This window comes from Nonomuraea turcica (assembly GCF_030718205.1).
Taxonomy (GTDB): domain Bacteria; phylum Actinomycetota; class Actinomycetes; order Streptosporangiales; family Streptosporangiaceae; genus Nonomuraea.
This window is the reverse complement of the sequence record NZ_JAUZQF010000011.1, coordinates 86,656-110,236: the sequence shown is the minus strand read 5'-3', so window position 1 is coordinate 110,236 and position 23,581 is coordinate 86,656. Positions and strand designations below refer to the sequence as shown.

22 protein-coding genes and 1 pseudogene are annotated in these 23,581 nt (G+C 68.2%); 14 read left to right on the top strand and 9 right to left on the bottom strand.

Features of this window, described 5'->3' with window-relative positions; translation table 11 throughout:
* Positions 1 to 111 precede the first annotated feature (111 nt).
* From Q9G87_RS27795 to Q9G87_RS27785, 3 genes are all read right to left on the bottom strand, one after another.
* On the bottom strand, positions 112 to 585 hold the full coding sequence (locus Q9G87_RS27795) for a DUF5615 family PIN-like protein (protein WP_305919428.1): 474 nt from the start codon (positions 583 to 585) through the stop codon (positions 112 to 114).
* Positions 585 to 1,208, bottom strand: coding sequence for a DUF433 domain-containing protein (locus Q9G87_RS27790; protein ID WP_305919713.1), 624 nt, complete (start codon positions 1,206 to 1,208; stop codon positions 585 to 587). The genes Q9G87_RS27795 and Q9G87_RS27790 overlap by 1 nt, the downstream gene beginning before the upstream one ends.
* A 373-nt stretch (positions 1,209 to 1,581) precedes the next feature.
* Positions 1,582 to 2,214, bottom strand: coding sequence for a helix-turn-helix domain-containing protein (locus Q9G87_RS27785; RefSeq protein WP_305919427.1), 633 nt, complete (start codon positions 2,212 to 2,214; stop codon positions 1,582 to 1,584).
* A gap of 70 nt (positions 2,215 to 2,284) precedes the next feature.
* Between Q9G87_RS27785 and Q9G87_RS27780 the strand changes: the two genes are divergently transcribed.
* The 5 genes from Q9G87_RS27780 (at position 2,285) to Q9G87_RS27760 (ending at position 6,520) form a co-directional block, all read left to right on the top strand.
* On the top strand, positions 2,285 to 2,467 hold the full coding sequence (locus Q9G87_RS27780; protein WP_305919426.1) for an arginase family protein: 183 nt from the start codon (positions 2,285 to 2,287) through the stop codon (positions 2,465 to 2,467).
* Positions 2,468 to 2,528: 61 nt separating this feature from the next.
* Positions 2,529 to 3,494, top strand: a complete 966-nt coding sequence (locus tag Q9G87_RS27775; RefSeq protein WP_305919425.1) for a methyltransferase — start codon at positions 2,529 to 2,531, stop codon at positions 3,492 to 3,494.
* A gap of 25 nt (positions 3,495 to 3,519) precedes the next feature.
* Entirely contained in the window at positions 3,520 to 4,965 is a 1,446-nt protein-coding gene (locus tag Q9G87_RS27770; protein WP_305919424.1) for a purine-cytosine permease family protein, read from the top strand.
* Positions 4,962 to 5,819: a nitrilase-related carbon-nitrogen hydrolase gene (locus Q9G87_RS27765; protein WP_305919423.1), complete on the top strand. Its 858-nt coding sequence runs from the start codon at positions 4,962 to 4,964 to the stop codon at positions 5,817 to 5,819. The genes Q9G87_RS27770 and Q9G87_RS27765 overlap by 4 nt, the downstream gene beginning before the upstream one ends.
* A gap of 299 nt (positions 5,820 to 6,118) precedes the next feature.
* The gene (locus Q9G87_RS27760; protein WP_305919422.1) at positions 6,119 to 6,520 is read left to right on the top strand and encodes a hypothetical protein; all 402 of its coding nucleotides are present in this window, start codon (positions 6,119 to 6,121) and stop codon (positions 6,518 to 6,520) included.
* A 101-nt stretch (positions 6,521 to 6,621) separates the two neighbouring features.
* Here Q9G87_RS27760 and Q9G87_RS27755 read toward each other — a convergent pair whose 3' ends face one another.
* Positions 6,622 to 7,038: a hypothetical protein gene (locus Q9G87_RS27755; RefSeq protein WP_371825833.1), complete on the bottom strand. Its 417-nt coding sequence runs from the start codon at positions 7,036 to 7,038 to the stop codon at positions 6,622 to 6,624.
* Between Q9G87_RS27755 and Q9G87_RS27750 the strand changes: the two genes are divergently transcribed.
* The 5 genes from Q9G87_RS27750 (at position 7,031) to Q9G87_RS60805 (ending at position 12,342) form a co-directional block, all read left to right on the top strand.
* Positions 7,031 to 7,594 carry a sensor histidine kinase gene (locus Q9G87_RS27750; protein ID WP_305919727.1) on the top strand — a complete coding sequence of 188 codons (564 nt, stop codon included), beginning with the start codon at positions 7,031 to 7,033 and terminating at the stop codon, positions 7,592 to 7,594. The genes Q9G87_RS27755 and Q9G87_RS27750 overlap by 8 nt on opposite strands.
* On the top strand, positions 7,591 to 8,238 hold the full coding sequence (locus Q9G87_RS27745; protein WP_305919421.1) for a response regulator transcription factor: 648 nt from the start codon (positions 7,591 to 7,593) through the stop codon (positions 8,236 to 8,238). The genes Q9G87_RS27750 and Q9G87_RS27745 overlap by 4 nt, the downstream gene beginning before the upstream one ends.
* 11 nt (positions 8,239 to 8,249) lie before the next feature.
* On the top strand, positions 8,250 to 8,669 hold the full coding sequence (locus tag Q9G87_RS27740; RefSeq protein ID WP_305919420.1) for a hypothetical protein: 420 nt from the start codon (positions 8,250 to 8,252) through the stop codon (positions 8,667 to 8,669).
* A 104-nt stretch (positions 8,670 to 8,773) separates the two neighbouring features.
* Complete coding sequence (locus tag Q9G87_RS27735) at positions 8,774 to 11,809, top strand: tetratricopeptide repeat protein (RefSeq protein ID WP_305919711.1); 3,036 nt, start codon at positions 8,774 to 8,776, stop codon at positions 11,807 to 11,809.
* 278 nt (positions 11,810 to 12,087) lie between these two features.
* Positions 12,088 to 12,342, top strand: a complete 255-nt coding sequence (locus Q9G87_RS60805) for a beta/gamma crystallin domain-containing protein (protein WP_371825843.1) — start codon at positions 12,088 to 12,090, stop codon at positions 12,340 to 12,342.
* Positions 12,343 to 12,442: 100 nt separating this feature from the next.
* On the opposite strand, the gene Q9G87_RS27730 is transcribed toward Q9G87_RS60805, so the two are convergent.
* Positions 12,443 to 14,125, bottom strand: a complete 1,683-nt coding sequence (locus tag Q9G87_RS27730) for a TROVE domain-containing protein (RefSeq protein ID WP_305919419.1) — start codon at positions 14,123 to 14,125, stop codon at positions 12,443 to 12,445.
* A 1,208-nt stretch (positions 14,126 to 15,333) separates the two neighbouring features.
* Here Q9G87_RS27730 and Q9G87_RS27725 point away from each other — a divergent pair.
* Together Q9G87_RS27725 and Q9G87_RS27720 are read left to right on the top strand one after the other, a co-directional pair.
* A complete protein-coding gene (locus Q9G87_RS27725) occupies positions 15,334 to 16,107 on the top strand; it encodes an oxidoreductase (protein WP_305919418.1) in 774 nt (257 codons plus the stop codon).
* A 115-nt stretch (positions 16,108 to 16,222) separates the two neighbouring features.
* Entirely contained in the window at positions 16,223 to 16,966 is a 744-nt protein-coding gene (locus Q9G87_RS27720; protein ID WP_305919417.1) for an SDR family oxidoreductase, read from the top strand.
* Here Q9G87_RS27720 and Q9G87_RS27715 read toward each other — a convergent pair.
* From Q9G87_RS27715 to Q9G87_RS27705, 3 genes and pseudogenes are all read right to left on the bottom strand, one after another.
* Positions 16,953 to 17,936 carry a LysR family transcriptional regulator gene (locus Q9G87_RS27715; protein WP_305919416.1) on the bottom strand — a complete coding sequence of 328 codons (984 nt, stop codon included), beginning with the start codon at positions 17,934 to 17,936 and terminating at the stop codon, positions 16,953 to 16,955. The genes Q9G87_RS27720 and Q9G87_RS27715 overlap by 14 nt on opposite strands.
* A gap of 319 nt (positions 17,937 to 18,255) precedes the next feature.
* A complete protein-coding gene (locus Q9G87_RS27710; RefSeq protein ID WP_305919415.1) occupies positions 18,256 to 19,482 on the bottom strand; it encodes an RNA polymerase sigma factor in 1,227 nt (408 codons plus the stop codon).
* A pseudogene (locus Q9G87_RS27705) lies at positions 19,482 to 19,897 on the bottom strand (YciI family protein). Before Q9G87_RS27705 ends, Q9G87_RS27710 begins: the two are co-directional and overlap by 1 nt.
* A 512-nt stretch (positions 19,898 to 20,409) precedes the next feature.
* Between Q9G87_RS27705 and Q9G87_RS27700 the strand changes: the two are divergent.
* Entirely contained in the window at positions 20,410 to 21,531 is a 1,122-nt protein-coding gene (locus Q9G87_RS27700; RefSeq protein ID WP_305919413.1) for a DUF1835 domain-containing protein, read from the top strand.
* A 40-nt stretch (positions 21,532 to 21,571) separates the two neighbouring features.
* Here the strand turns inward: Q9G87_RS27700 and Q9G87_RS27695 are convergent, their stop codons facing one another.
* A complete protein-coding gene (locus Q9G87_RS27695) occupies positions 21,572 to 22,513 on the bottom strand; it encodes a helix-turn-helix domain-containing protein (protein ID WP_305919412.1) in 942 nt (313 codons plus the stop codon).
* A 102-nt stretch (positions 22,514 to 22,615) separates the two neighbouring features.
* Here Q9G87_RS27695 and Q9G87_RS27690 point away from each other — a divergent pair, with 102 nt between their 5' ends.
* The gene (locus Q9G87_RS27690) at positions 22,616 to 23,407 is read left to right on the top strand and encodes a phytanoyl-CoA dioxygenase family protein (RefSeq protein ID WP_305919411.1); all 792 of its coding nucleotides are present in this window, start codon (positions 22,616 to 22,618) and stop codon (positions 23,405 to 23,407) included.
* Positions 23,408 to 23,581: the final 174 nt, after the last annotated feature.

Below are 23,581 nucleotides of genomic sequence, written 5' to 3'. Positions count from 1 at the left end.
GTGGGCGCGGAGACCGCGCGGGGTCGGATCGGACGTGAGGATGGCTGTCCGGTGGTGAAGGTCAGGGCACAGCGTGGCGCCGGCGAGAAGAGCTCCCTCGGGAGCTACCAGCTAACGACTTCCGCGACTCGGCTTGTGGTCGCCGTGCTGCTTCCTCGGCCACATCGGGGAGGGCGCCTCCTTGCGAGGGTCGTACGGCTTGTACTTCGGTTCCCCATGAAGCATTGGCACGATGACGATCCGTTGCGTCTCCGCCTTTTCTAATTGCGCGACGATGTTGCGGATGCAGTGCATCAGCGCACCGGCGGCCGCAGCGAGAGACTTCAGACTGCCGTTGCTGCTCTCCATGAACACCACATGCCTGCCGGACCGCTGGATCGCCTTGCAGATCTCCGAGTCGTAGAGCTGCTGACTGTCGTTGGAGATGACGATGTCGAACCCGTACCGCTTAGCCTTGTCGAAGAGTTGCTGGTCCTTGATGCTTTTCCACTGCTTGTTGACGTGCGACATCTGGTGTCCACGCAGGAGCCAGGTCAGTGGCTCGGATAGCGGTTCAGGGACGTTCTCATCGAGAAGGATCTTCATTAACCGGCTCGGTCGCTCGGCCCTTGAACAGCGTACTTACTGACGTAGTCCGCGAACCGGTTAGCGGCGCGGGCCGCCTCGGCGTTGACCGACGGGAAGAACCCGGCGATGTCTTCGGCCGGGACGTCGTCGGCCATGAGCCCCGCTACCTGGTCGTAGCCGACCCGGGTGCCCTCGATCACAGGGAAGCCGCTTCGGATCTCGGGATCGACGACCACTCCTGGGACCGGCCGCTGGAAGGGCAAGACACGCCCCACACGGCCATCGAATTCTCCGAAGACGTCCACCATGCCCGCGAGCACGACGTTGCCCGGCTGGCGCAGCAGGTCGACGGCCTCATCGCCATCAACGAGGACAATGGTGTTCCCGCTGCGCACCAGCTTGTACTCCGACAGATGTTCAACCTTGCCCAGAGCTCGCAAGTTTTTGATCGACTTGCGGATGCTCTGCAACGAGGTCACGTCCTTCTCGCGTAGGTAGGCGATGGACCGGAGTGCGACTACGTCCCTGTAGGAGTACAGGACCTTTTGCGGCATTTGATACTCGGGCGCGAACACGGGAGGCCGCCGTCTCCAGTGCCTCAGCTGGCCGACCGAGGCGCCAGAGAGCGCTGCAGCGAGCACGGTTGTGTACACCTCGGCGCTTCCCTCTCCTCGAGTGGCCCTGAGCTAGACATTAACGTCTATGACTGGACCTACATACGGCGACTTGCTTGAGCTTGGCCTGTGGGGGTTGGGAGTTCGAGCAAGAGTCGCGCGCGGTTCAAACACAGCGTACCCAAAGTGTCACCCTACGTATGTAAGATCGCGGCAATCCTGAAGCAGGCAGATGGGTCCCCATTTCGGGCCCGTAGATGCTTCGCGCGGGCTGTCGGGGTTGACGTTGGCGGCACCCTCGGCATCGAGCATCTCCTCGAAGCTGGTGTAGCGGGCTACTCGCTTGACCCGGGTGAGGGCGTCGTCGCGGCCGCACACGAAGCGGATATCTGCCTGCCCGTCAGCTGGAGCCGCTCCAAGCCGCTGGAACGAGGGTCCAGATGATGTCGGCTGAGGTGGAACCCGTGTTGCGCCAGTTGTGTGGTTCGCGACCCGAGAAGGTCAGAGTGTCGCCGGCTGCCATGACGACCGTGCGATTCGTGAAGAGTACTTCGAGCTCGCCGGCCAGCACGTGCAGCACCTCCACGTCGCAGTTGATCGTGTAGAGGTCGTCGCCTCCGCTGGCGCCGACGTCGAGGAAGGAGCGCAGCACCTGCACGCGCGATTGGCTGCGCGGCGTAAGCATCCGCTCGACGAGGCCACGACCACCCAAGTTGATGCGCGGGGCGTCCTCGATGTGCACGACCTCGGTGTCCGGCTCCTCGAACAACGAACCTATCGGCACCGACAGCACCTGGCACAGAGTGACGAGGGTGGCCACGCTGGGGGAGGTCTCGTCTCGCTCGACGCGACTGAGGAATCCTTTGGTCAGGTTGGTCGCCGCCGCCACCTGCTCGATCGTCAGGCCCTGCACCTGGCGGCTCGCCCGCAGACGAGCACCTACGCGCACCGGGGAACCGGATGGTGTCGGATGCATGGCCCTCATGAAGTCCTCGCAGCTCGATGATCGACGCGACAAGCCAATGCGTTCCATCTTGACAGGAACCGATCAGTGCAAGCAGTTTACCGCGAGCTGTTGCCTTATATGCACCAAAGGGTGCCTAATGGTAATCACTGCGAGCCGCGAACTGCTCGCCATGATCCGCGCACCGCGCTCGGTCGACCTGGTCGGCGCCGACCTCGTCGAAGTCCCACCTGCCTGCGGCCACGCTCAGGTAACGGCGATAGCCACATCCCGCGTGGCGTACGTGGTCCTCTCGGCCATGAACGCCGGTCCCGCCCGCTGAACCCGAAGCTCCGGAAGGAACGATGATGTCCGCCACCGCAGAGGCCACCAGCCGCGACCGTGTGATCGAGCAGCACTCGACCGACTATGCCCCCCACGCCGAACGCCGCTGGGCGGAGCCTCGGACCACGAGCGACATGACTCCGCATGTCCTGGCGGGAAACGGCATCCCGTCGTTGACGCCCGGCATGATGAAGGCCATCGAGGAGGAGGAATTACTCCAGGAGTGGGAGAGGCTCCTGGACGTTCAGACCTGGGCGCTGGGCGAGAGTGAAGTCGCCTGGCTCCGGAGCGGGGAATTCGGCGCCGGCCGCGGGGTCCTCGAGGTCGGCAGCGCGGCGGGCGGCTACGGGTGTTTCCTTGCCCGCAACTTTTCCGGCACCCGCATCTTCGGGGTGGAGGCGAACCCGCATCTCGCGGCAAGATTTCGCAGCGGCGAAGCGGCACCGCCGAACTACAGCATCGAAGTGTCCAAGATCGGCGAGGACCCGATCCCCGAGGCCGTGCGCGGGCGGTTCGACAGGTGCATCCTGCGCTTCGTGCTGCAGCACGTCTCCGATCCCGCACGCGTCTTGAGAGCCGTCCATGACGCGCTTCCGGTGGGCGGCCGGATCTATGTGATCGAGGAAGACCTGTCCTTCCTGACCACGCGGCCCGATTGGGAACCGTTCCAGGTGACGAGGGATGTCTGGCTGAGGGTCACGGCGGCCGGTGGCACCGACGGCATGATCGGCAGCAAGCTGCCCCGGCTCGCCGAGGAGGCGGGGTTCACGGTCGATGATCTCAACATTGTGCTGCGGAACAACGTGGAGATGGGTGCCGCGTTCGGTGACTACCTGACGAGCGTCATCACGCTGTTCCAGAAGAACAGACCGGATCTGGTCACCGAGGACGAGGTCAGAACGGTCGCCGATGGGTTCGAAGCCTCGCGCGATGACCACGCCGGCCATTTCGTCGCCACGTATCCGCAGTTCCTGATGATGGCGACAAAGGTCGCTGACCGCACACATCGACACCCGCGACGCTGAACCCGAAACTCCGGAAGGAATGATGATGTCCACCACAGCAGAAGCCACCAATCGCGACCGTGTGATCGAGCAGCACTCGATCAACTATGTCCCCAACGCCGAACGCCGCGGAAAGGTCTGGCACCAGGGTCCGTTCTGGTTCGCCGGCAACTTCGTGCTGCCCACGCTCACGACCGGATTCGTCGGCCCCGCGATGGGACTGAACGTCTGGTTCAGCGTGTTCGCCGTGCTGCTCGGCGCGTGCTTCGGTACGTTCTTCATGGCCTTCCACGCCAATCAGGGGCCACGCATGGGGCTGCCGCAGATGATCCAGTCGCGCGCTCAGTTCGGCAGCCGCGGCGCCCTCGTGCCATTCGCCGCCACGGTTTTCGTCTACGTCGGCTTCCTGGTGTTCGACACGATCCTGGCCACGCAGGGCATCGGCATGTTCGCGGACGTGAAGCTGTTCTGGTATCCGGTGCTCATCGCACTCTCCATTACCATCGCGGTGGTCGGGCATGACCTGTTACATCTGGTGCAGCGCTGGCTGACGTACATACTCATCGCGGTGTTCGCCATTGTCACGGTCGTCGCGATCGTGCACTTCTCGACGACACCAGTGATGCCCGACGCCGCCGCCGCTCAGGCGGGCTGGGACACGACGGCCTTCCTCGTGCAGTTCTCGCTGGCTGCGGGCTACAACATCAGCTACGCCGTTTACGTTTCCGACTACACGCGCTACCTGCCGGCGAAAGTCTCGGCCCCCGGGCTCATCTCCTCGGTGTACGCGGGGGCGGCGGTCTCGGCGGTCTGGCTCATGTCGCTCGGCGCGATCCTGGCCAGCTACATCCCGAACGCGGACCCGATCAGCGCCCTGCGCGAGGTCGGCGACCTGCTGTTCCCCGGCTTCGGCACCATCACCGTGGTCGTGTCGGTGCTCGCACTCATATCGGTCATGGGCGTCAACGCATACGGCGCCATGCTGACCGGAACGAGCGCCGTCGACGCTTTCAGGCAGGTGAAACCGACGGTGCGCCTGCGAGTGATCGGCCTTGTGATCGTGGGAGTGGCATCGCTCATCATCGCGCTGTTCATCCCCGACAACTATCTCAACAGCTTCACCAGCTTCGTGCTGCTCATGCTGTACTTCCTCGTACCGTGGACGGCCGTGAACCTTGTCGACTTCTACTTGGTACGGCGCGGCAGGTACGCGGTCGCCGAGATCCTGAAGCCGAACGGACTGTACGGCCGCTGGCAGTGGCGCGGTGTCGTCGCGTACGTGATCGGAATTCTCGTCATGATCCCGTTCGTCTCGATCAGCTTCTTCGTGGGACCTATTGCCGAGCGCATGGGCGGCGCCGACTTCTCGTTCGCAGTCGGACTCGTCGTTTCCGGCGGCCTGTACCTGCTGTTCTCGCGGAACCTCGACATGACCGCCGAAGCAGCAGTGCGAGAGACGAACGAGGTGGAGCTGGAGGGATCAGTACAGTGAGCCGCGCCTCGCTCGCTCAACCGCCCCGGCATGTCACCGTCGCATGCTGCCAGCTCGAACCGGTACTCGGCGCCGCGGATGAGACGCGGCGGCGGATCCGCGGCACGGTGCTCGAGGCCGCCGCCCGCGGCGCGCAGATCGTCGTGCTGCCCGAGCTGGCGAACTCCGGCTACATGTTTCACGACCTCGACGAGCTGCGGAGCGCGGCCGAGCCGCTCGACGGCGCGACGATCCGTGAGTTGAGGGCGCTCGCATCCGCGCACGGGCTGGTCGTGGTCAGCGGATTCGCCGAGCTCGACGGCGTGGACGCGTACAACACCGCCCTGCTTATCGACGAGACCGGCCTGCGCGCCACATACCGCAAGGCGCACCTGTGGAATGGCGAGAAGAGCTGCGGTTTCACGCCCGGCTCCGACCGCCCGCCCGTGATCGACACGCCGCACGGGCGTATCGGCATGATGATCTGCTACGACCTCGAGTTCCCGGAGTGGGTGCGGTTCGTCGCACTCGCCGGCGCCGAAGTACTGTGCGGGCCGGTCAACTGGCCGCTGTACCCGCGGCCGCACGGCGAGCGGCCGGGCGAGATCGTACGTGTGCAGGCGAATGCCGCCATCAACCGCATGTTCGTCGCGGTCGCGGACCGCGCGGGCACCGAGCGCGGGCAGAAGTGGCTCGGCGGCAGCGTCATCGTCGACGCGGACGGCTACCCCGTGACGCAGCTGCACCTCGGTGAGGAGGCTCTCATCACGGCGACCGTCGACCTCGCGCAGGCGCGCGACAAATCCATCAGCATGCTCAACGACGTACACATGGACCGGCGCCCCGAACTGTACGTCGAATCGGAGAAATCATGATGCAGACCACCGTCGCTATCTTTTCCATGCCGGGAGCGCCAGCAGGTCGTCGACCACCGGGTCCAGGTGGTCGCCGTGCATCCGGGCGCTGTCCTGACTCGCACTTCCTCGTTTCCGATCACCTGTCCAAAGCCGCCCGCCATGTGTGGGTGGGGATGCCGTCGGTTGAGCGCGGTCCCTAGGTGCAGCGGCCGTGGAGTTCGAGGTGGACTTCGGCGGCTTGTACGTCTTGCGGACCGATGAGTTTTCTCGCTGACGCCGGTCTGTAAAGGCAGGAACCCACTCTGAAGGAGACGGCGATGACCAACGACCCAGCACTGCAGGCCTTGGCCAGGCTCGTCGGCACGTGGAAGATCACCGGAGGGCATGGAGGAACCGTGACCTACCGCTGGCTGAACGACTTCTTCCTCCAGCAGGATGTCGAGCTGGGCGACACCCACGGCATCGAGATCATCGGCCGGGAACGCAAGCTGATGGCCGAGCCCAGCACCGACATCAAGTCTCGCTACTACGGCGACGACGGCAGCACCCTCGACTACACCTATGAACTCGAGGGCGACACCCTCACCATCTGGGCGGGTGATCGAGGTTCCCCCGCCTACTACCAGGGCACCTTCAGCCCCGACGGCCGCAGCCTCATCGGAGCCTGGGTCTACCCGGGCGGGGGCGGCTACGACTCCAACGCCGAACGCGTCGAATAGGACAGTTTCGGGCGGCCAGGCACCTCCGGACGAAAGTCACAGTGAGCCGCCCACGGGGGGCCCTCTTAACGGGACTTTCGTCCCGATGCTGGTTAGTGCTCTCACGCGTCTCTGCGGCAGAACATCAGGAGGGCGGCGGCGGCGAACACGGCGATGAAGGCGGTGAACAGCAGGAAGCCGGGCCATGGCGATGAGTGGGGAAGCGTCGCGACGACCTGCATACCGGCAATGGTCGGCCAAAGGTGCGCAACCCGCTGCGGCAGAAGTTGCAGTATGGCCAGGACGAGAATGGTCAGCGAGATGAGCAGGGTGACGCCGGCGGCTGTCGATCTGGTCAGGGATCCCAGCGCCAGGCCGAGCAGCCCGATCAGCGCCAGGTAGAGCCCGCCCCCGAGCAGGGCCCGCGCCACCTCCGGATCGCCGATACCCGCATGCGGCACCCCGCTGGTGGCGAAGACCCACTGGCCGATGAGGAACGAGGTGAGCGCCGTCGCCAGTCCCGCGACGGCGGTGACCAAGCCGACGACGACGGCCTTGGCGGCGAACAGCCGTCCGCGCCGGGGGACGGCGGCCAGGCTTGCCCGGATGGTGCCGGTGGCGTACTCGGAACTCCGCGACCTCGTCGGGATCCTGCGCGACGCCGAAAGCGACGCCCAGCCCGACACCATGGGTCAGCGGGTGCTGCCCGATCTCGAAACGCTGATCGCCGAGTCGGAGTCTGTGGGCGTCCCCGTCGAGCTCGTCGAGCGTGGGGACCGGTCGCAGGTCTCACTCGTCGTGGGCCGTACCGCCCACCGGGTCGCTCAGGAGGCGCTGACCAACGTGCGCAAACATGCTCCCGGCGCGTTCGCCCGCGTTCATGTGCATTACGACCGCGACGTCGTGCGGTTGATCGTGCACAACACCGCGCCCACCCGCACGGCCGACCCAGCACTGGCCGGCGCCGGGCCCGGCACCGGACTGCTGGGACTGCGACAGCGGGTCGAGCTGGTCAACGGCACACTGTCGGCGAGGTCGTGCGGCAACGGCGGCTTCGAAATCCAGGCGACCTTGCCCACTCAGGTGTCGGTATGAGCGAGACGGTCAGGGGCGTCGTGGTCGATGACGAGCCGATGGTGTGCGCACACTTGCGCACCATCCTCGGCTCGGCCGGTGACATCGAGGTGGTCGACGAGGCGTACGACGGAGCGGCAGGGCTGGAAGAGGTCATCCGCCATCGGCCGGACCTCGTGTTGATGGATCTGCGGATGCCAGGAGCCGACGGGATCACCGCCATCGGCCGGATCGCCGAGCTGGCCAGGCCGCCGCACGTCGTCGTGCTGACCACGTTCGACGCTGACCACTACGTGCTGCGCGCGCTCCACGCGGGCGCGTCGGGCTTCCTGCTGAAGTCCACCCCTCCGCAGGACCTGATCGGCCTGGTCCGTGTCGCCGCCGAGGGACACACCGTGATGTCGCGTAACGCCACCAAGAGCCTCCTCACCACCACCACCGGGCAACGTGCGGCCCGCGACCGCAGGCTGGCCTGCCTGGACGAGCTGACCGAGCGGGAGAGGGAGGTGTTGATCTGCCTTTCCCGCGGGATCTCCAATGCGGAGATCGCCAGCGGGAGACCACCCACACGGAGGTGCGCAGCGTCCCTGCGGGCACCGTACCGGCGTGGAGCTGGCTTCGTTTCGGTTTGCACACATTCAGTGCGGCATGCGTCGAGCAGGTAGACCATGACGGCATGGTGACGCGGAAGAGCCCATGGCTGTGGATCTCGCTGCTGGTCGGTGGTCTGGTGGCCGGGGCGCTGGGTGTGATCTTCATCGTGCTGGATCTGGAGCAGGCCGATCAGCTGGCTAGCGTGGTCGGCGTGTTCGTCGCCCTGGCCGGGCTGGGCATCTCGGTGTACGGAGTTGTCCTGGCACGCCGTGGCCAGGCTTCGAGCCCGGTCTCTTCCTCGGCAACTGCTGCACGCTCGGGCGCAGACGCCGGCCACACCACCATCACCGGGGCAGGCGACACAAATAACACGATCAAGGGCGGCACCTTCCACGCGCCTGTCACGATGGCCCGGGACATCACCGGCCCGCCCGTGCTTCCACCGACCCCGCCTCCTCCCTCGCCCTCGGAAGGTCCGGATGGCTCGGAGCAGCCCCGGTGAGTGAGCCGCGTACGGCTGATGATCAGGCCGGGGATGATGCCACCCGCAACGAGATCAGCGGCGGGACGTTCTACGCGCCGGTGACCTTGGCCCGCGACGTCACCATGCAGGTCACCGGCCCTGCCCCGCAGGCCCTGGCGGGTCTGCCCGCCGCGCCGTTCGGCTTCGTCGGCCGCACCAAGGCTCTGAGTGAGGTGCTGGCGTTCTTGAACCCGGCAGGCGGGGGCGGACCGGGGGTGGTGGTGTCGGCGGTGGCGGGGATGGCCGGGGTCGGCAAGACCGCGCTGGCGCTGGTGGCCGCCCACCGGGCAATGACCGAGGGCTGGTTCGGCGGCGGGGTGTTCTTCATCGACCTGCGCGGCTACACCCTCGGCCTCGGCGAACGCGTATCGGCCGCAGCTGCGGCGGGGCAGTTGCTGCGCGCGATCGGCATCCGCGACGCCGACCTGCCGCCCACCGGCGAGGAGCAGCTGGGCTTGTATCGGTCGGTGCTGGCCGACCGCGCCCGCCAAGGGCTGCCGGTGCTGGTGGTGGCCGACAATGCCGCCGTCACCGGCCAGGTCGAGCCGCTGCTGCCGGCTCAGCCCTGTCACCGTCTGCTGATCACCTCACGGCATACCCTGACCCTGCCGGCCCACTTGCTCGACCTGGGCATCCTGCCCGCAGCAGAGGCCCTCGACCTGCTACGCACCGCCCTGCAGGCAGGCCGGTCCGATCCGCGCGTCGACGCCGAGCTTGAGTCCGCGGAGGAGATCGTCCGGCTGTGCGGGCGGCTACCGCTGGCGTTGCAGATCATCGCCGCCCTGCTACGCGCCGAACCCGACCGCCCGCTGGCCGAGGCGGCGACCGAACTCACCGACACTCGCCAGCGGCTGGACGCCCTGGATGCCGGCGACCTCGACCCGCACGGCCGCCCGGTAGCTGTGCGAGCCGCGTTCGACCTGTCCTACCAGCGCCTGCTGGCCGACCAGCCCGAGCAGGCCCGATTGTTCCGGCTACTGCCCCTCAACCCCGGCCCGGACATCTCCCTCCAGGCCGCCGCCGCCCTGACCAGTACGCCGGAGCCGACGGTACGCCGGCACCTGGCCGCGCTGGCCCGGGCGCACCTGCTCACCACCCCGGCCCCCGGTCGATGGCGCATGCACGACCTGGTCCGCCTGTACGCCGATCAGCAGGGATGCACGCAAGCAGCCGCGGACGACCGCGATCAGGCGCTGGACCGACTGCTGGCTTTCTATCTGCATACCGCCATTGCCGCCGACGCCCACCTGCGTGTCCTGCCCGGTCAGCCTGTCCCGGACCGCTTCACCGGACGAGATGATGCCGTGGCCTGGTTCGACGCCGAACGCCCCAACCTGGTCACCGCCGCTGTCCTCGCTGAAGCCTCCGGCCGCCATCGCACCGCCTACCATCTGCCGACCTACCTGGACGCCTATCTGTCCTGGCGGCGTGCTCTCGACGATCGCGTCACCGTCGACACCCTCGCAGTGACCGCCGGCAAGCATCTCAGCGACAGGGTAATGAAAGCGGCGGCGCTCACCAGGCTCGGCAACGCCCTGAGCGAGGTGCGCCGCTTTGATGAGGCCATCGCCGCTCAGCAGGACGCCGTCACCATCTTCCGCGATCTGGGCGACCGGCACGGCGAAGGCACGGTGCTGACCAATCTGGGCCTCGCTCTGGGCGCGGTGCGCCGCTTTGATGAGGCCATCGCCGCTCAGCAGGATGCGGTCACCATTCTCCGCGAGTTCGGCGACCGGCACGGCGAAGGCACGGTGCTGACCAATCTGGGCCTCGCTCTGGGCGCGGTGCGCCGCTTTGATGAGGCCATCGCCGCCCAGCAGGATGCGGTCACCATTCTCCGCGAGTTCGGCGACCGGCACGGCGAAGGCGCGGCGCTGACCAACCTCGGTGGCACCCTGCGCGAGGTGCGCCGCTTTGATGAGGCCATCGCCGCTCAGCAGGACGCCGTCACCATCTTCCGTGATCTCGGCGACCGCTACCGCGAAGGCGCGGCGCTGACCAACCTCGGTGGCACCCTGCAACAGGTGCGCCGCTTTGATGAGGCCATCGCCGCCCACCAGCAAGACCTGGACATCTGCCGCGATCTCGGCGACCGGCATGGCCAGGGCCAGGCGCTGAACAACCTCGGCCTCGCCCTGGGCGAGGTGCGCCGCTTCGACGAGGCCATCGCCGCCCACCAAGACGCCACCGCCATCTACCGCGGCCTCGGCGACCGGCATGGCCAGGGCCAGGCGCTGAACAACCTGGGCCTCGCTCTGCGCGAGGTGCGCCGCTTCGACGAGGCCATCGCCGCCCACCAAGACGCCACCGCCATCTACCGCGGCCTCGGCGACCGGCATGGCCAGGGCCAGGCGCTGAACAACCTGGGCCTCGCTCTGCGCCAGGTGCGCCGCTTTGATGAGGCCATCGCCGCCCACCAGGATGCCGTCACCATCTACCGTGATCTCGGCGACCGGCATGGCCAGGGCCAGGCGCTGAACAACCTGGGCCTCGCTCTGCGCCAGGTGCGCCGCTTTGATGAGGCCATCGCCGCCCACCAGGATGCCGTCACCAGCTGCCGCGGCCTCGGCGACCGGCATGGCCAGGGCCAGGCGCTGAACAACCTCGGCAACGCCCTATACCAGGTGGGCCGCTTTGATGAGGCCATCGCTGCCCAGCAGGATGCCGTCACCATCTACCGCGATCTCGGCGACCGGCATGGCCAGGGCCAGGCGCTGAACAACCTCGGCCTCGCCCTGCAACAGGTGCGCCGCTTTGACGAGGCCATCGCCGCCCACCAAGACGCCACCGCCATCTGCCGCGATCTGGGCGACCGGCATGGCCAGGGCCAGGCGCTGAACAACCTCGGCCTCGCTCTGCAACAGGTGCGCCGCTTTGACGAGGCCATCGCCGCCCACCAAGACGCCACCGCCATCTACCGCGGCCTCGGCGACCGGCACAGTGAGGGCACGGCCCTGAACAACCTCGGCGGCGCCCTGCACCTGGTGCGCCGCTTCGACGACGCCATTGCGGCATTCGAGCAGGCCACAACCATCTTCGAGTTCACGGGGGACGAACACACCCGCCGCATCGCGCAGATCAACCGCGAACAAGTCCTGCGACAGCAGGCCGACGAATAGACCTTCTGGGCTCGCCTTCACTCGTTGCTGGCTACGTGCGTGAATACCGTGACGGGCGTGCCGGCAGGGGCCAGCCGCACGCACGGGCGAGCGGTGCCCAGCCACCGCTTCACGTCGGCTGGCGGGATGCCGCGTGCCAGCGCCTTCTGCGGAACCGATTCAACTCCCTCTGTCTCTGTCTCTGTCTCTCGGAGATCATGCGGCGGATCGTCATGGATGCGGCACGCTTTCGGCCCTGTTGAGCCGGGTGAGCAAGAAATGAGCAGGAAAGTGGACACATACGTGAATTCCTGATTATTCAAAATGGTCTGGACCGCCATTGCTTCGCTAACGGCGGCACGATGAGCGTAGCCATCTATGGTGTCGACCTCATCTCCGCAGGGAACAACAATGTGGAGATCGAATACATCGATGACTTGGGAGGGCCCTCCAGAACCTTTCGGCTTCCAAAGTGGAACCTCTGGGGCGCTTATCCCTCCTCGATGGGGATCAACGGCCCAATGCATATGATTTACAGGATCAGAATCATTTAGGTCGCATTCCCGGCCCAAGCGGCCCGCGCACGGCTGGGACGCCCTCCCAGCCCGGTCATCCTCTTAGTGAGGATGGCCGGGCCTTTCGTCGTGCTCGGGGCTACGAGCGGATGAATCCGTTCACGATCAGCGGCAGCGACGCGTCCAGGCCCGCCATGTTCAGCACCCCCGCGTCGGCAGGGTCGCCGATCGAGTAGCCCGCCGCCGTCATCGCCGCCACGACGACGCGGGCATCTGCTGCCACCGTGCGCCGGTAGGCGTCGAGCTCCTGCGACGGGTGAGACCGCCCGGCCCACGTCTCGTTGTCGGTGAACACCACGAAGCCGTCCACGGCCATCCGCTGGTCGTGCGCCCACCGGAACGGCAGCGACAGGTCGGTGCCGCCGCCGGACGGCCGCCAGCTCTTGATCTCCTGGAGGTTGGTACGCGGCGTCACCTTCGAAGCGTGGACACTGGTGTCTACGTCGATGACATGCACGTTCCCCTTCTCGATGCGGGCGAGCATGACGGCCAGAGCGCAGCCGACCTCGTACGGCGAACCGATCGACGAACCGCCGACCACGACGCCGCGGCTGCCGAGCCAGTCACCCGACATCGACCCGGACGAGTCCACCGCGACCAGCAGTCGCCGGCCCGAAGGCTCGACGCTGCCGAACGACAACTCGTACGTCTCCTCCAACGCGTCGAGGATCGCCGGGACCGGCGTCCACGCCTGTACGTCGGCGCGCGGGTTCGGCTGGGACCGGCCCGAGCCGTAGACGCGCAGCGCGAGGAAGGCGTCCATCGGGTGGATGCGCGCCCGAAGGAGCGCCCCCTGGTCGGTGAGCCGGGCGACCGCGCGCCGGGTCGCGTCGTTCATCGGACGCAGGGTGCCGATGCGGGTCATGCGGGACAGGTTGCGGATGAGCGCGGTCAGGCCGACCGTGTCGATCAGCGCCTCCCACACGCTCGGCTCGCGCAGCATGGCGTCGGGCAGGAACTCCCACGGCACCTTCCGCTCGGTCACGACGTGGATCGCGTCACGCGGTGTGGTGACGGCCTTGGCGACCAGGAACCGGTCCACCGACTCCAGCACGTCACGCGCTTCGGCATCGGGGACGTTCCCGGCGATCCAGCCGAACAGCCGCGCCCGCTCCGGGCTGTCCGCCTTCGGGTGCGCGATGCGCAGCACATCGCGCAGGTCGAACGCCTCGCCCTGCGGGGTCTTCCGCTGGCGGGCCTTGCACACCTTGAACGCGACGGTGTCCGCGCGGTCCGACAGGAACCAGGAGGCGAGGGCGGTACGCAGCGAGCGGCCGACGACCGGCGCGGTGCCGCGAGCGGTGGGCTTGCCGCCCAGGTTCTTGTAGTAGCCGAAGAACTGAGCGAGGTGGTCGGTGGTGCGCGCCACCTTCGGCAGCGCCGGCTTGGCCGCCTGGCGGGTGGCCGCGTCGCCCTTGGCGTAAGCGGCGGCCAGCGCGAACAGCGCCGGGCGCTGCTTCGGGGCGCGCGGCGGGCGCGCGGTCGAGATCTCCGTCAGCAGCTCGACGACGCGCGGGCCGTCCTCGGCGATCGCCTCGAACAACACGCTGACGTTCTCGGCCGTCAGCTGATCCTGCGACACGTAGTAGGTGCCGCCCGTGGTGCCGAGGACCAGGAAGTCCTCCAGCTTGCGCCACAGGTCCTTGGCGAACACGTAGCCGCCCGCCGCGTTCTTCACCTGGTCGGTGCGTCCGGGCAGAGGCTGGGTCTGCGGGGTGGTGAATGCGGAAACGCTTGCGAGAGGGTCACGGTTGCGGGCCATGAAGGATCTCCAAGGTGTTCGACCCGCCAGGCGGCGGATGTGGGGGAGGTGAGGGCGGATATGGGTGTGCCGACCGGATCAAGACCGGAGCTCTACCGCTGAGCTACGCGCGGCCAGGCCGCGTAGCGGGGACTTGAACCCCGCGACCGCCGGTACCGGAAGATAACCGAACGACTTCGACCCGCCCTCCCATGATCGTCAGCCTTGCCGGTGGCACGGATGTGGGGCTCCTGCCGGGCGCCCAGCCGACCTGGGCATGCTGGCCCATGAGTGGGCCAGAAAGGAGTCGAACCTTTACCTGTGTGGTAACCGACAGAATTCGACCCGTGCTCCCGGCAGGGCTGACGAGTGGATCGGTGTGGTTCGGAGAAGACACGGATGTGGGATGTTCACCGGCGTTTGGTGCTCTGGCCAACTGAGCTACCGGAGCGTTAGCCCCGGGCAGGACTCGAACCTGCGACCGCCCCATTAAAAGTGGTAACCGACGAACTTCGACCCGTGCCCTCACCGAACCACACCGAAGACCGTCGAGCCGGGAGCGGATACGGATATGAGAAGCGACACCGGATGCGATCTTTTTTCGAGAAAGAGATAACCGACGCCATTCGACCCGTACCCGCTCCGAGCCCGACGGGATGGTGGATTTCGGAGGGGCTTAACTGATCGAAACCGTAGCATGGGAGGCCGATGAGAGCGCAACTTCTTTTGCTTGCGCGGTCACGCGGTAAGGCGTAAATACGCAGGTCGCGTCGTTGGTGATAAATCTAGCCGGGAGGCGATGTGCGCATCGGGGAGCTCGCGTCTCGGACCGGAGTCAGCCATGTAGGTGCGACCGTTGCAGGAGGACATCAGTCGGTGGCGACCTCGGCGGTGCGGCGGTGCGCGGCCCGTCTGAAGGTGCGATCCGCATCCTCTTGTGCTGCGGGACCTCTTCCTGGATCGCCTTGCGCGCTACATCGCCTCCTATCGAGGATCCCAGACCCAGGCGAGACGAACACCACCACAAAAACAGTCACACCGTGAAAGCAACAGTCTTCGCGGCATTGGGAGCCGCGACGCCATAGGAATCTCCTATAGCGTCTGCTGACATTTCGTCTTTGCCTCTCGTTCTTTTCCCGACGTACCGTGAATCCGCTCGACGAGGTGCACACCGCGATCGGTTCTTGTTACGTCGAGCGAATGAGCGCGCAATCGAGAGGAATGGTGGCATGACCACGTTCGAGAACGGATCTGAGACGCGAGAGCTCAAGGGAAAGCGAGCCCTGGTCACAGGTGGTTCCCGCGGAATCGGAGCGGCCGTCGTGCGTCAGCTGTTGGACGCGGGCGCCGAGGTGTTGGCCACCGCCAGGTCGACCACGTACACGGCGCCGGAGGGGGCCGCCTTCGTGACAGCCGACATCCGGACACAGGCTGGGACGCAGGCGCTGGCCGCGGCCGCGCAGGAGACGCTCGGCGGGGTGGACATCCTGGTCCACAACGCGGGTGGAGCGCGGGCCAACGATGGCGCCAGCGCCATGACGATCCCTGCTGAGGACTGGCAGGACACGCTGGAGCTGAACCTCCTGGCGGCGGTGCGGCTGAACTCGCTGCTGGCACCGGGGATGCGGGAACGGGGATCGGGGGCGATCGTGCACATCTCCACAGCCGCGCTCCTGCCGCCGCTGCCGGCGTTCGCGCACTACCAGGCGGCCAAGGCGGGGCTGGAGAGCTACAGCCGGGCGCTGGCCGCGGAGCTGGCCCCGTTCGGAGTCCGGGTCAACGCCCTGGGCCCCGGCAGGACCTCCACACCCGGCGGCGAGGAGACGCGGAAGCGGTGGGCGAGCGACGACGAGGAATCGGTCGCGACCGCCACACCCCCGCTCGGGCGCGACGGCCAGCCTGACGACATCGCCAACGCGGTGCTGTTCCTCGTGTCCGACCGGGCGAGCTGGATCACCGGGACCTACTTCTCCGTGGACGGCGGCGAATTCCCCAGGAACTGACGCCGACTGCATTCGGCACCCCGAATTCGGCACCAGGAATTCGGTGGCCCGTATTCGGAGCGAGAGCCGGGCGTCGCCGCCGAGCTGTCACATCAACGAACGAAGGAATTCTGACATGGAAAAATACCGCGACAAGAATGTAGTGGTCACCGGTGGCAGCAGCGGCATTGGGCTCGCGATCGCGACGTTGCTGGCGGACGGCGGAGCCCGCGTGGCGATCACCGGCCGTTCTCAGGCCACGCTCGACGCCGCGCGGGAGCGGCTCGGCGAGAACGTGGTGGCCTTCCGCGGCGACGTGTCCTCGCTGTCCGACCTGGATGCCCTGGCAGACCGGGTGAAGGTCGAGCTCGGCACGATCGATGCCCTGTTCGTCAACGCGGGCATCACAGTCCTCACGCCGTTCGAGTCGACGACCGAGGAGATGTACGACGAGCTGTTCGCGATCAACGTCAAGGGCGCCTTCTTCACCGTGCAGAAGCTCGCCCCGCTGCTGAGCGTGGGCGCCGGCGTCGTCCTCACCACCTCGGTCGCCGGCACCGTCGGCATGCTGGACACCAGTGTCTACGCGGCCGGCAAGGCGGCGCTGCGCTCCATGGCCCGTAGCTTCTCCCGCGAGCTGCTTCCGCGCACGATTCGCGTCAACGCGATCAGCCCCGGTCCCATCGACACAGGGATTCTGGAGCGCTCAATGACCAAGGAGGCCGCCGAGCAGTTCAAGGCAGAGCGCGTCGCGGACAATCCCATGCGGCGTTTCGGCACCCTCGACGAGATCGCCACTGCGGCCGCGTTCCTCGCCTTCGACGCGACGTACACCGCCGGCATTGAGCTCGCCGTGGACGGCGGAGTCACCCAGCTCTGATTGGCCTGTGAAGCTCACCGGCCCCAGCGCCTGACCGGCGAAAGGAGGCGGAGCTGTCCCAGGTCTCCTGACGCAGGAGCTCGAGCAGAGCCGTCGCCGCCGGCCCCGCGCTGGACGGGACCACGGCGATGACAGGCTGGGACACGGCCGGGAACACCGGACGCGCGAGGTGCTCATAACCGCGGGGCACCGCGGAGGCCGGGACGAGCGTCACGCCCAGGCCGTGGGCGGCCCACCGCACAGCTGTCGCCGTCTGGGACACGCGGGCGACCGTGGCCGGGGTCAGCCCGTTGTCCTGCGACACCTCCAGCAGTACGCCGTCGAGTGCGCTGTCGCGGTCGAACCTCACCCACGACTCCCCCTCCAGCTCGCGCAGCTCGACCCGGTCCGCGGCGAGCTGCCGGTGCCCGGCGTCCAGCACCACGACGAACTCCTCCTCGCCGAGGTGGTGGGCGTCCGCAGGGCTCCGCTTGCACGCCGCCATCAGGGCGAGGTCCACCGCACCCCTGCGGCACAGCCGCTCCAGCTCAGCGGAGCTCGACTCCTCGAAAACGGTGACCTCCAGCCGCGGAAAGCGGCGCCGCAGCACGCTCAGCGCACCTGGCAGCTGCCGCGTGCCGAAGCCCAGCTGCGCCGAGACGACCAGCTCGCCCACCAGGTCATCCGCACTGGCCTGCGCTGTTGCCCTCGCCCGCCGCGCCGCGCTCACCGCGACCTGCGCCTCTCGCAGGAACGCCTGGCCGACCGCGGTGGGCACCAGTCCGGCCGGCGTTCGGGCGAACAGCGTCACGCCGAGGTCGCGCTCCAGGTTGCGGATCTGCTGGGACATCGACGGCTGGGCGACGTGCAGCAACTCCGCCGCCGCCGTCACCGAGCCCTCCGCCGCAACCGCCAGGGCGTACTCGAACTGGCGCAGGCTCATCGGCACCCGTTCCCTCCTGGGGCGGAGCGCGGTCCACCCGGTCGTCATCGTGTCCCGGAGTACTCACGTCAGCCGGATTCCGCAACCGGGGGTGAACGTTCTTCAGCCCACCCCGGTGCCCTCGCCTCAACGCACTCTCATCCCGAACCCTTCCCGGAGGTGGCACGGGCCAGTGACCGCTGCCCCGAAGACGTCCGGGCAGGGGACGGCGGGGCCCCAGATCGGCCAACGCCGCCGACCGTGGGCGAGGTTCTCCCCGGGTTCGCCGCGCTCCCACCGTCCGCATTCGGGGATTCGGCCGTCAAGGGCCGATGCGATCGAGGGCATTCGGGCAGCGTGTGAGTCCCGGCTGGCCGAGCTGGAGAAGTCAGCCCAGCGCGGCCGCCTTGCGCAGCAGCACTGAGCGTTCGCGCTGGTTGGCGCACAGCCGGGCCGCCAGCTCCAGCTCGGCGCGCGCCTCCGGCCGCCGTCCGAGTCGGGCCAGCAGCTCACCGCGTACGGTCGGAACCAAATGCGAACCGGGGAGCCGGTCCAAGGCGATCAGCTCGTCCACGATGGCCAGGGCTTGCGCCGGGCACGAGGCCATGGCAACGGCGACGGCCCGGTTGAGCTCGACCACCGGCGAGGGTGCGACCCGGCCGAGTGCCTCATAGAGCACCACGATCCGGTCCCAGTCGGTCGCCTCGACCGAGGGCGCCGATGTGTGGGTGGCGGCGATCGCGGCCTGCAGGCCGTAGGGGCCGAGGCCGCGAGTCGATGCCTTGGCCAGAGCGGCCAGCCCACGGCGGATCGCCGAGAAGTCCCACAGCCGCCGGTCCTGCTCGTCGAGCAGGACCGGCGAACCGTCCGGGCCGGTCCGGGCCGGGAAACGCGCGGCCGTCAGCTCGCACAACGCCAGCAGGCCGTGCACCTCCGGCTCGTCCGGCTGCAGCGCGGCCAGCGTGCGGGCCAGCCGGATCGCCTCGTACGCGACGTCGGGGCGCAGCAGCTGGTCGCCCGACGTGGCCGTCGACCCCTCAGTGAAGATCACGTAGAGGACGCTGAGCACGCCGCCCAGCCGCTCCCGGCGCTCGGCGGCCGGCGGCAGCTCGAACGGCACCCGGGCCGCCGCGATCGTCTTCTTGGCCCGGGTGATGCGGGCCTGCACGGTCGGCACGGGTACGAGGAACGCGCGGGCGATCTCCTCGCTGGACAGGCCGCCGACCACGCGCAGGGTCAGCGCCACCCGGGCCTCGGGGGAGAGCACCGGGTGGCAGCTGACGAACATCAGCGCCAGCACGTCGTCATCGATCTTGTCAGGATCGATTACTTCGTCAACCGCCGAGTCGGCCGCCAAGTCGGCCGCCAGCAGGGCGTATCGGTCCTGGAGGGCGGCCCGGCGGCGGATCGCGTCGATCGCCCGCCGCCGGGCCGTGGCCATCAGCCAGCCGGCCGGATTGGCCGGAGGGGCGAGCGGCCACGACACCAGCGCCTCGGCCACCGCCTCCTGGGCCGCGTCCTCGGCCAGCCCGAAATCGCCGGTGAACCGGGCCAGCGCGGCGACGATCCGCGCCGACTCGATCCGCCAGACGGCCTCGACATCGGTCGTACCCATCAGATCTGGCCGTTGCTCTCGCGCCCGGCCCCGTCCTTGATGATCACTCGCCGACCTGCGGGACCTCGTCGCTCCCGGGCACCCGGCGGACCTCGATCTTGGACCCGGGGGCCGCCGGGACCCGCTTGGCCCACTCGACCGCCTCCTGCTTCGAGGCGACGTCGAGCAGGAAGAAGCCCCCGAACAGTTCCTTGGTCTCGCCGTACGGCCCGTCCGTGACCACCGGGGCCTCGCCGCTGAAGTCGACCACGACGCCCTTGCGCGGATCGTCCAGCCCTTCCGCCGCAAGGAGAACGCCGGCCTTGACCATCTCCTCGATGAACTGGCGGGTCGTGGCCATCATCTCGTCAATGTTGGCCATCATGGCCGCGTTCGACTCGTCGGTGCCCCGCATGATCAGCAGGTATTTCGACATCGCGTTCTCCTCGTCCGGCGGGGCCGCCTCTCGGCCCTCGCACCCACAGGTCGAACGAGCGGCCCGCGGATCGACACGGACCCGGAGAAATCTCTCGCCGCGACGCAGCCGATCCCTCCGACCCGCGTTTCGCCCGTCCGAGCGGCCCCCCGCTCCCGAACCTGACTGCCTCCGCGGCACGCCTGACCGTTACCCCACCGCCAGCGACCATGACAGCCAGTAGACCGGAAAGGCGGAACCCTGACTATGTCCTCCGGCACAAGACTCCTCATCACACGCTCTGGTTCATGAGGAATCGAGCGCACTAAGCGGGAGGGATCGCGCGACGTACCGGCCGCCGAGTACCTTAAGAGGTGGCGACCGTCCGCGCCCAACCTCCGGCGACCCGCCCCAGCCGGGTCACCCGACGGAGGCAAAGGGAGACCCATCTCTCGGCCGGGGCGTCATTCGTCGATCGTGCGCCCGCCGCAGCGATCGCTGGGGGATCCGCGGACGGGACGCGGGAGACGATCATGACCAAGCATGCCGGTTTCAAGCGGCGCGTGCGCGCCCGGATGGCCAAGACCGGCGAATCGTACGCGACCGCCCGCAGCAGGCTCCTCGCTGAGCACCCGGGCACGACGCCGGACGACTCCCCGCTCGACTGGATGCCCGACGCGCTCCACATCAGCAACGGCGACGGCACCGACGTGCCGGGCACCGGGCTCGCACGGCGCGTGGTCTACTGGCGCGACATCCTGCACGAGGGACCGGTGCCCGAGGTCGCGCCGGCCGAGTTGCGCCGGATCAGGGTCGACTACCTCACCGGCTACGAGAGCGCCGAACGCGCCGTGGCGACGCGCCAGTTCACCGAGCGGGACCAGGCGCTGGAGGCCAACCGCGGCGGGGAATACGTGCTGTGGTTCGAGGCGGACCTGTACGACCAGCTGCAGATCGCTGAGATCCTCGCCCGCCTGGCCGATCTGGGCGTTCCCGCCGAGCGCATCACCTTGATCTGCATAGGCGAACACGCGGGCATCGCCCGCTTCGGCGGCCTCGGGGAGCTGACCGCCGAGCAGTTGCGGGAGCTGCCGCACACGAACGCGTGCGCGCGGCTGACCTCGGCGGCGCTCGAGCTGGCCACCCGCGCGTGGGCGGCCTTCCGCGCGCCCACCCCCGAGGGTCTGGGCGCCATCGCCGCCGCGCGGCTGGGCGAGCTGCGGTTCATGGGCGAGGCGTTCGACCGGCTCAGCCGGGAGTATCCGGCGACGCGGGACGGCCTGTCGCTGACCGAGCGGCGGGTGCTGGCCGCCGTCGCCGATGGCGCACCCGACGCCGGGACGGCCTTCGTGCGGGCCGGGGCACGGGAGACGAGGCCGTACATGGGGGACACCACGTGCTTCGGCCGGATGGACCGGATGGCGGAAGGGCCGCACCCGCTGCTGCGCCTCAACCCGTCCGGCCGCCCCGTCGAGGGGACGACGGGCGTGCGCCTGACCGACACCGGGGCACGGGTGCTGGCCGGCGAGGCCGACCAGATCGCCCTCAACGGCATCGACCGATGGATCGGCGGCGTGCATCTAAAGGGCCACCACGTGCCGTGGCGCTGGGACGACGGCACCGAAACCATCGTCCACCTCGCCGTGAACAACTGATCGAAGAGTGCTGCCGCCGCCGGATCGTGGACGCCATCTGCTACGTGGTCGACAACGGCGGCAAGCGGCGCGACCTGCGCCGCTCGTCCGTCGACTCGGCTGGGGTGCTGAGCTGCGCATGGGCGGTTGAGCGGCTACGTCGCCGGTACTCGGTGGGTGTCAGTCCGACCAGTGTCCGGAAGCGGCGGGCGAAGTAGGTCGGGTCGTCCCAGCCGACGGCGGCGCCGACCCGGGCAGCCGGCAGGGTCGAGTGTGCCAGTAACGTGGCGGCGCGCTCGGCCCGCAGCCGGGCCAGGAAGCCCAGCGGCGTCAGCCCGACGTAGCGTCCGAACAGCCGGCCGAGGTAGGCGGGGTCGAGGTTGACCGCCCGAGCGAGGTCATCGAGCCGCCACGGATCGGCGGGCGCTGCCTCGAGCCGGGCGATGGTGGCGGCGACAGCGGGGTGGATGGCGGACTCGGGCGTCTCCCGTTCGGGGTCACGGCCGTCGGCCAGGATGCCGAGCACGGTGATCAGCCGGCCCAGGACGCGGCCTGGCCGGCCCTGGTCGGCTCCGAGGTCCCGTTCAAGCAGGCTGATCTCCGTGATGGCCTCCTCTGCGGCGGCCGGATCGACGGTCGTGATCGCCACGCCGTGTGTGCCGGATGCCACCGGGTCGGTCCACAGCGTCCGGCGCAGCATCGGGATGTCGTACAGTGCCGCCAGTTCGGCTCGCAGGGCATGGGCGGACAGGCAGCAGTTGGCGACGGTCAGGTCAGTGCAGTCCAGGAAGCCGTGCCAGGCGCCGGGGCGGAGCACGATGACCTGCCCGCGCCGCAGCGGGTGCTCGCCCTGGCTGGTCACGTGCCGTCCCTTACCGCTTCCGATGACGGCGATCTCGAGGAAGTCGTGCGCGTGCGGCTCGAGGTCGAGATCCACGTGGTGGACACCTGCCAAGACCGGGCTCCCCGCGAACAGCGCGTGTTCGTGCAGCGTGGCAGGCATGTCGGGATCGTACGACTATTCGCCGGGATCGGCCTAGCCCTTGACGGTGCGTCTCGTCGACGCTGGGTGGTATCCCAGCCGCGAGAACCTTGGAGGTCAGTGATGACGATGACGACGGCCGGGCAGTCCCGCAGCGACGTGGGCGCCGACGGCCGGGTGCCGGAGGAGCTTGTGGCGGCGTACCGTGAATACGGTTTCGTCCGAGTCCGGGGCGTTCTCGAGCCGGGTCAGGTCGAGCGGTTCCGGGCCGCCGCCGAGGCGTTCCTGGAGGCGCATCGCGCGGAGAGTCTGGAGAAGCACGGCGTCTTCAGCCAGCTGGTCAACGTCTGGCAACGCGACCGGACGCTGCGGGAGCTCACGTTCGACCCGCGGCTCGGCCGGATCGCCGAACAGCTCGCCGGGTTCCCGCTGCGGCTCTGGCACGACCAGATGCTGGTCAAGGAGCCGCACAACAACGCCGCCACGGAGTTCCACCAGGATCGTCCGTACTGGCCGCATGCGGGCGACCGGCTGCCGCTGTCGGCGTGGATCGCGCTGGTCGACGTGCCGCCGGAGCGAGGCTGCATGACCTTCCTGCCCGGGACCCAGGATCGGACCGGCCTGCGTCCGCAGGACCTCCACCACGAGGAAGACCTGTTCGCGATGGACCCGTCCCTGCGCTGGATCCCCCGGGTCACCGTGCCGCTGCGGGCCGGCGACTGCACCTTCCACAGTGGCTACACCGGCCACATGGCGCTGCCCAACCGCACCGGCCAGGCCCGGTTCGCGCACGTCACCATCTATATGGACGAGGCGACCACCTTCAGCGGGAGCGAACACATCGTGACCGATCCTCTCGGACTCGCCGTGGGCGACCGGTTGGACGGCGACACCTTCCCCCGCCCCTGGGTATAGCGGTGTTTTCGAGGGCCTCGGGATCGATTAGCAGGTGACCTGAACAACATACCGAGGACATACCGAGCATCACTAAAGTCCACTTCATCCCTAAGTCCTTGATCCGGGGGCTTGCGGTATTTCTCGTAACGAAAGAGTGGTCCTGTTGTGCGGAGCATTCCTGCGCGTCTGGCC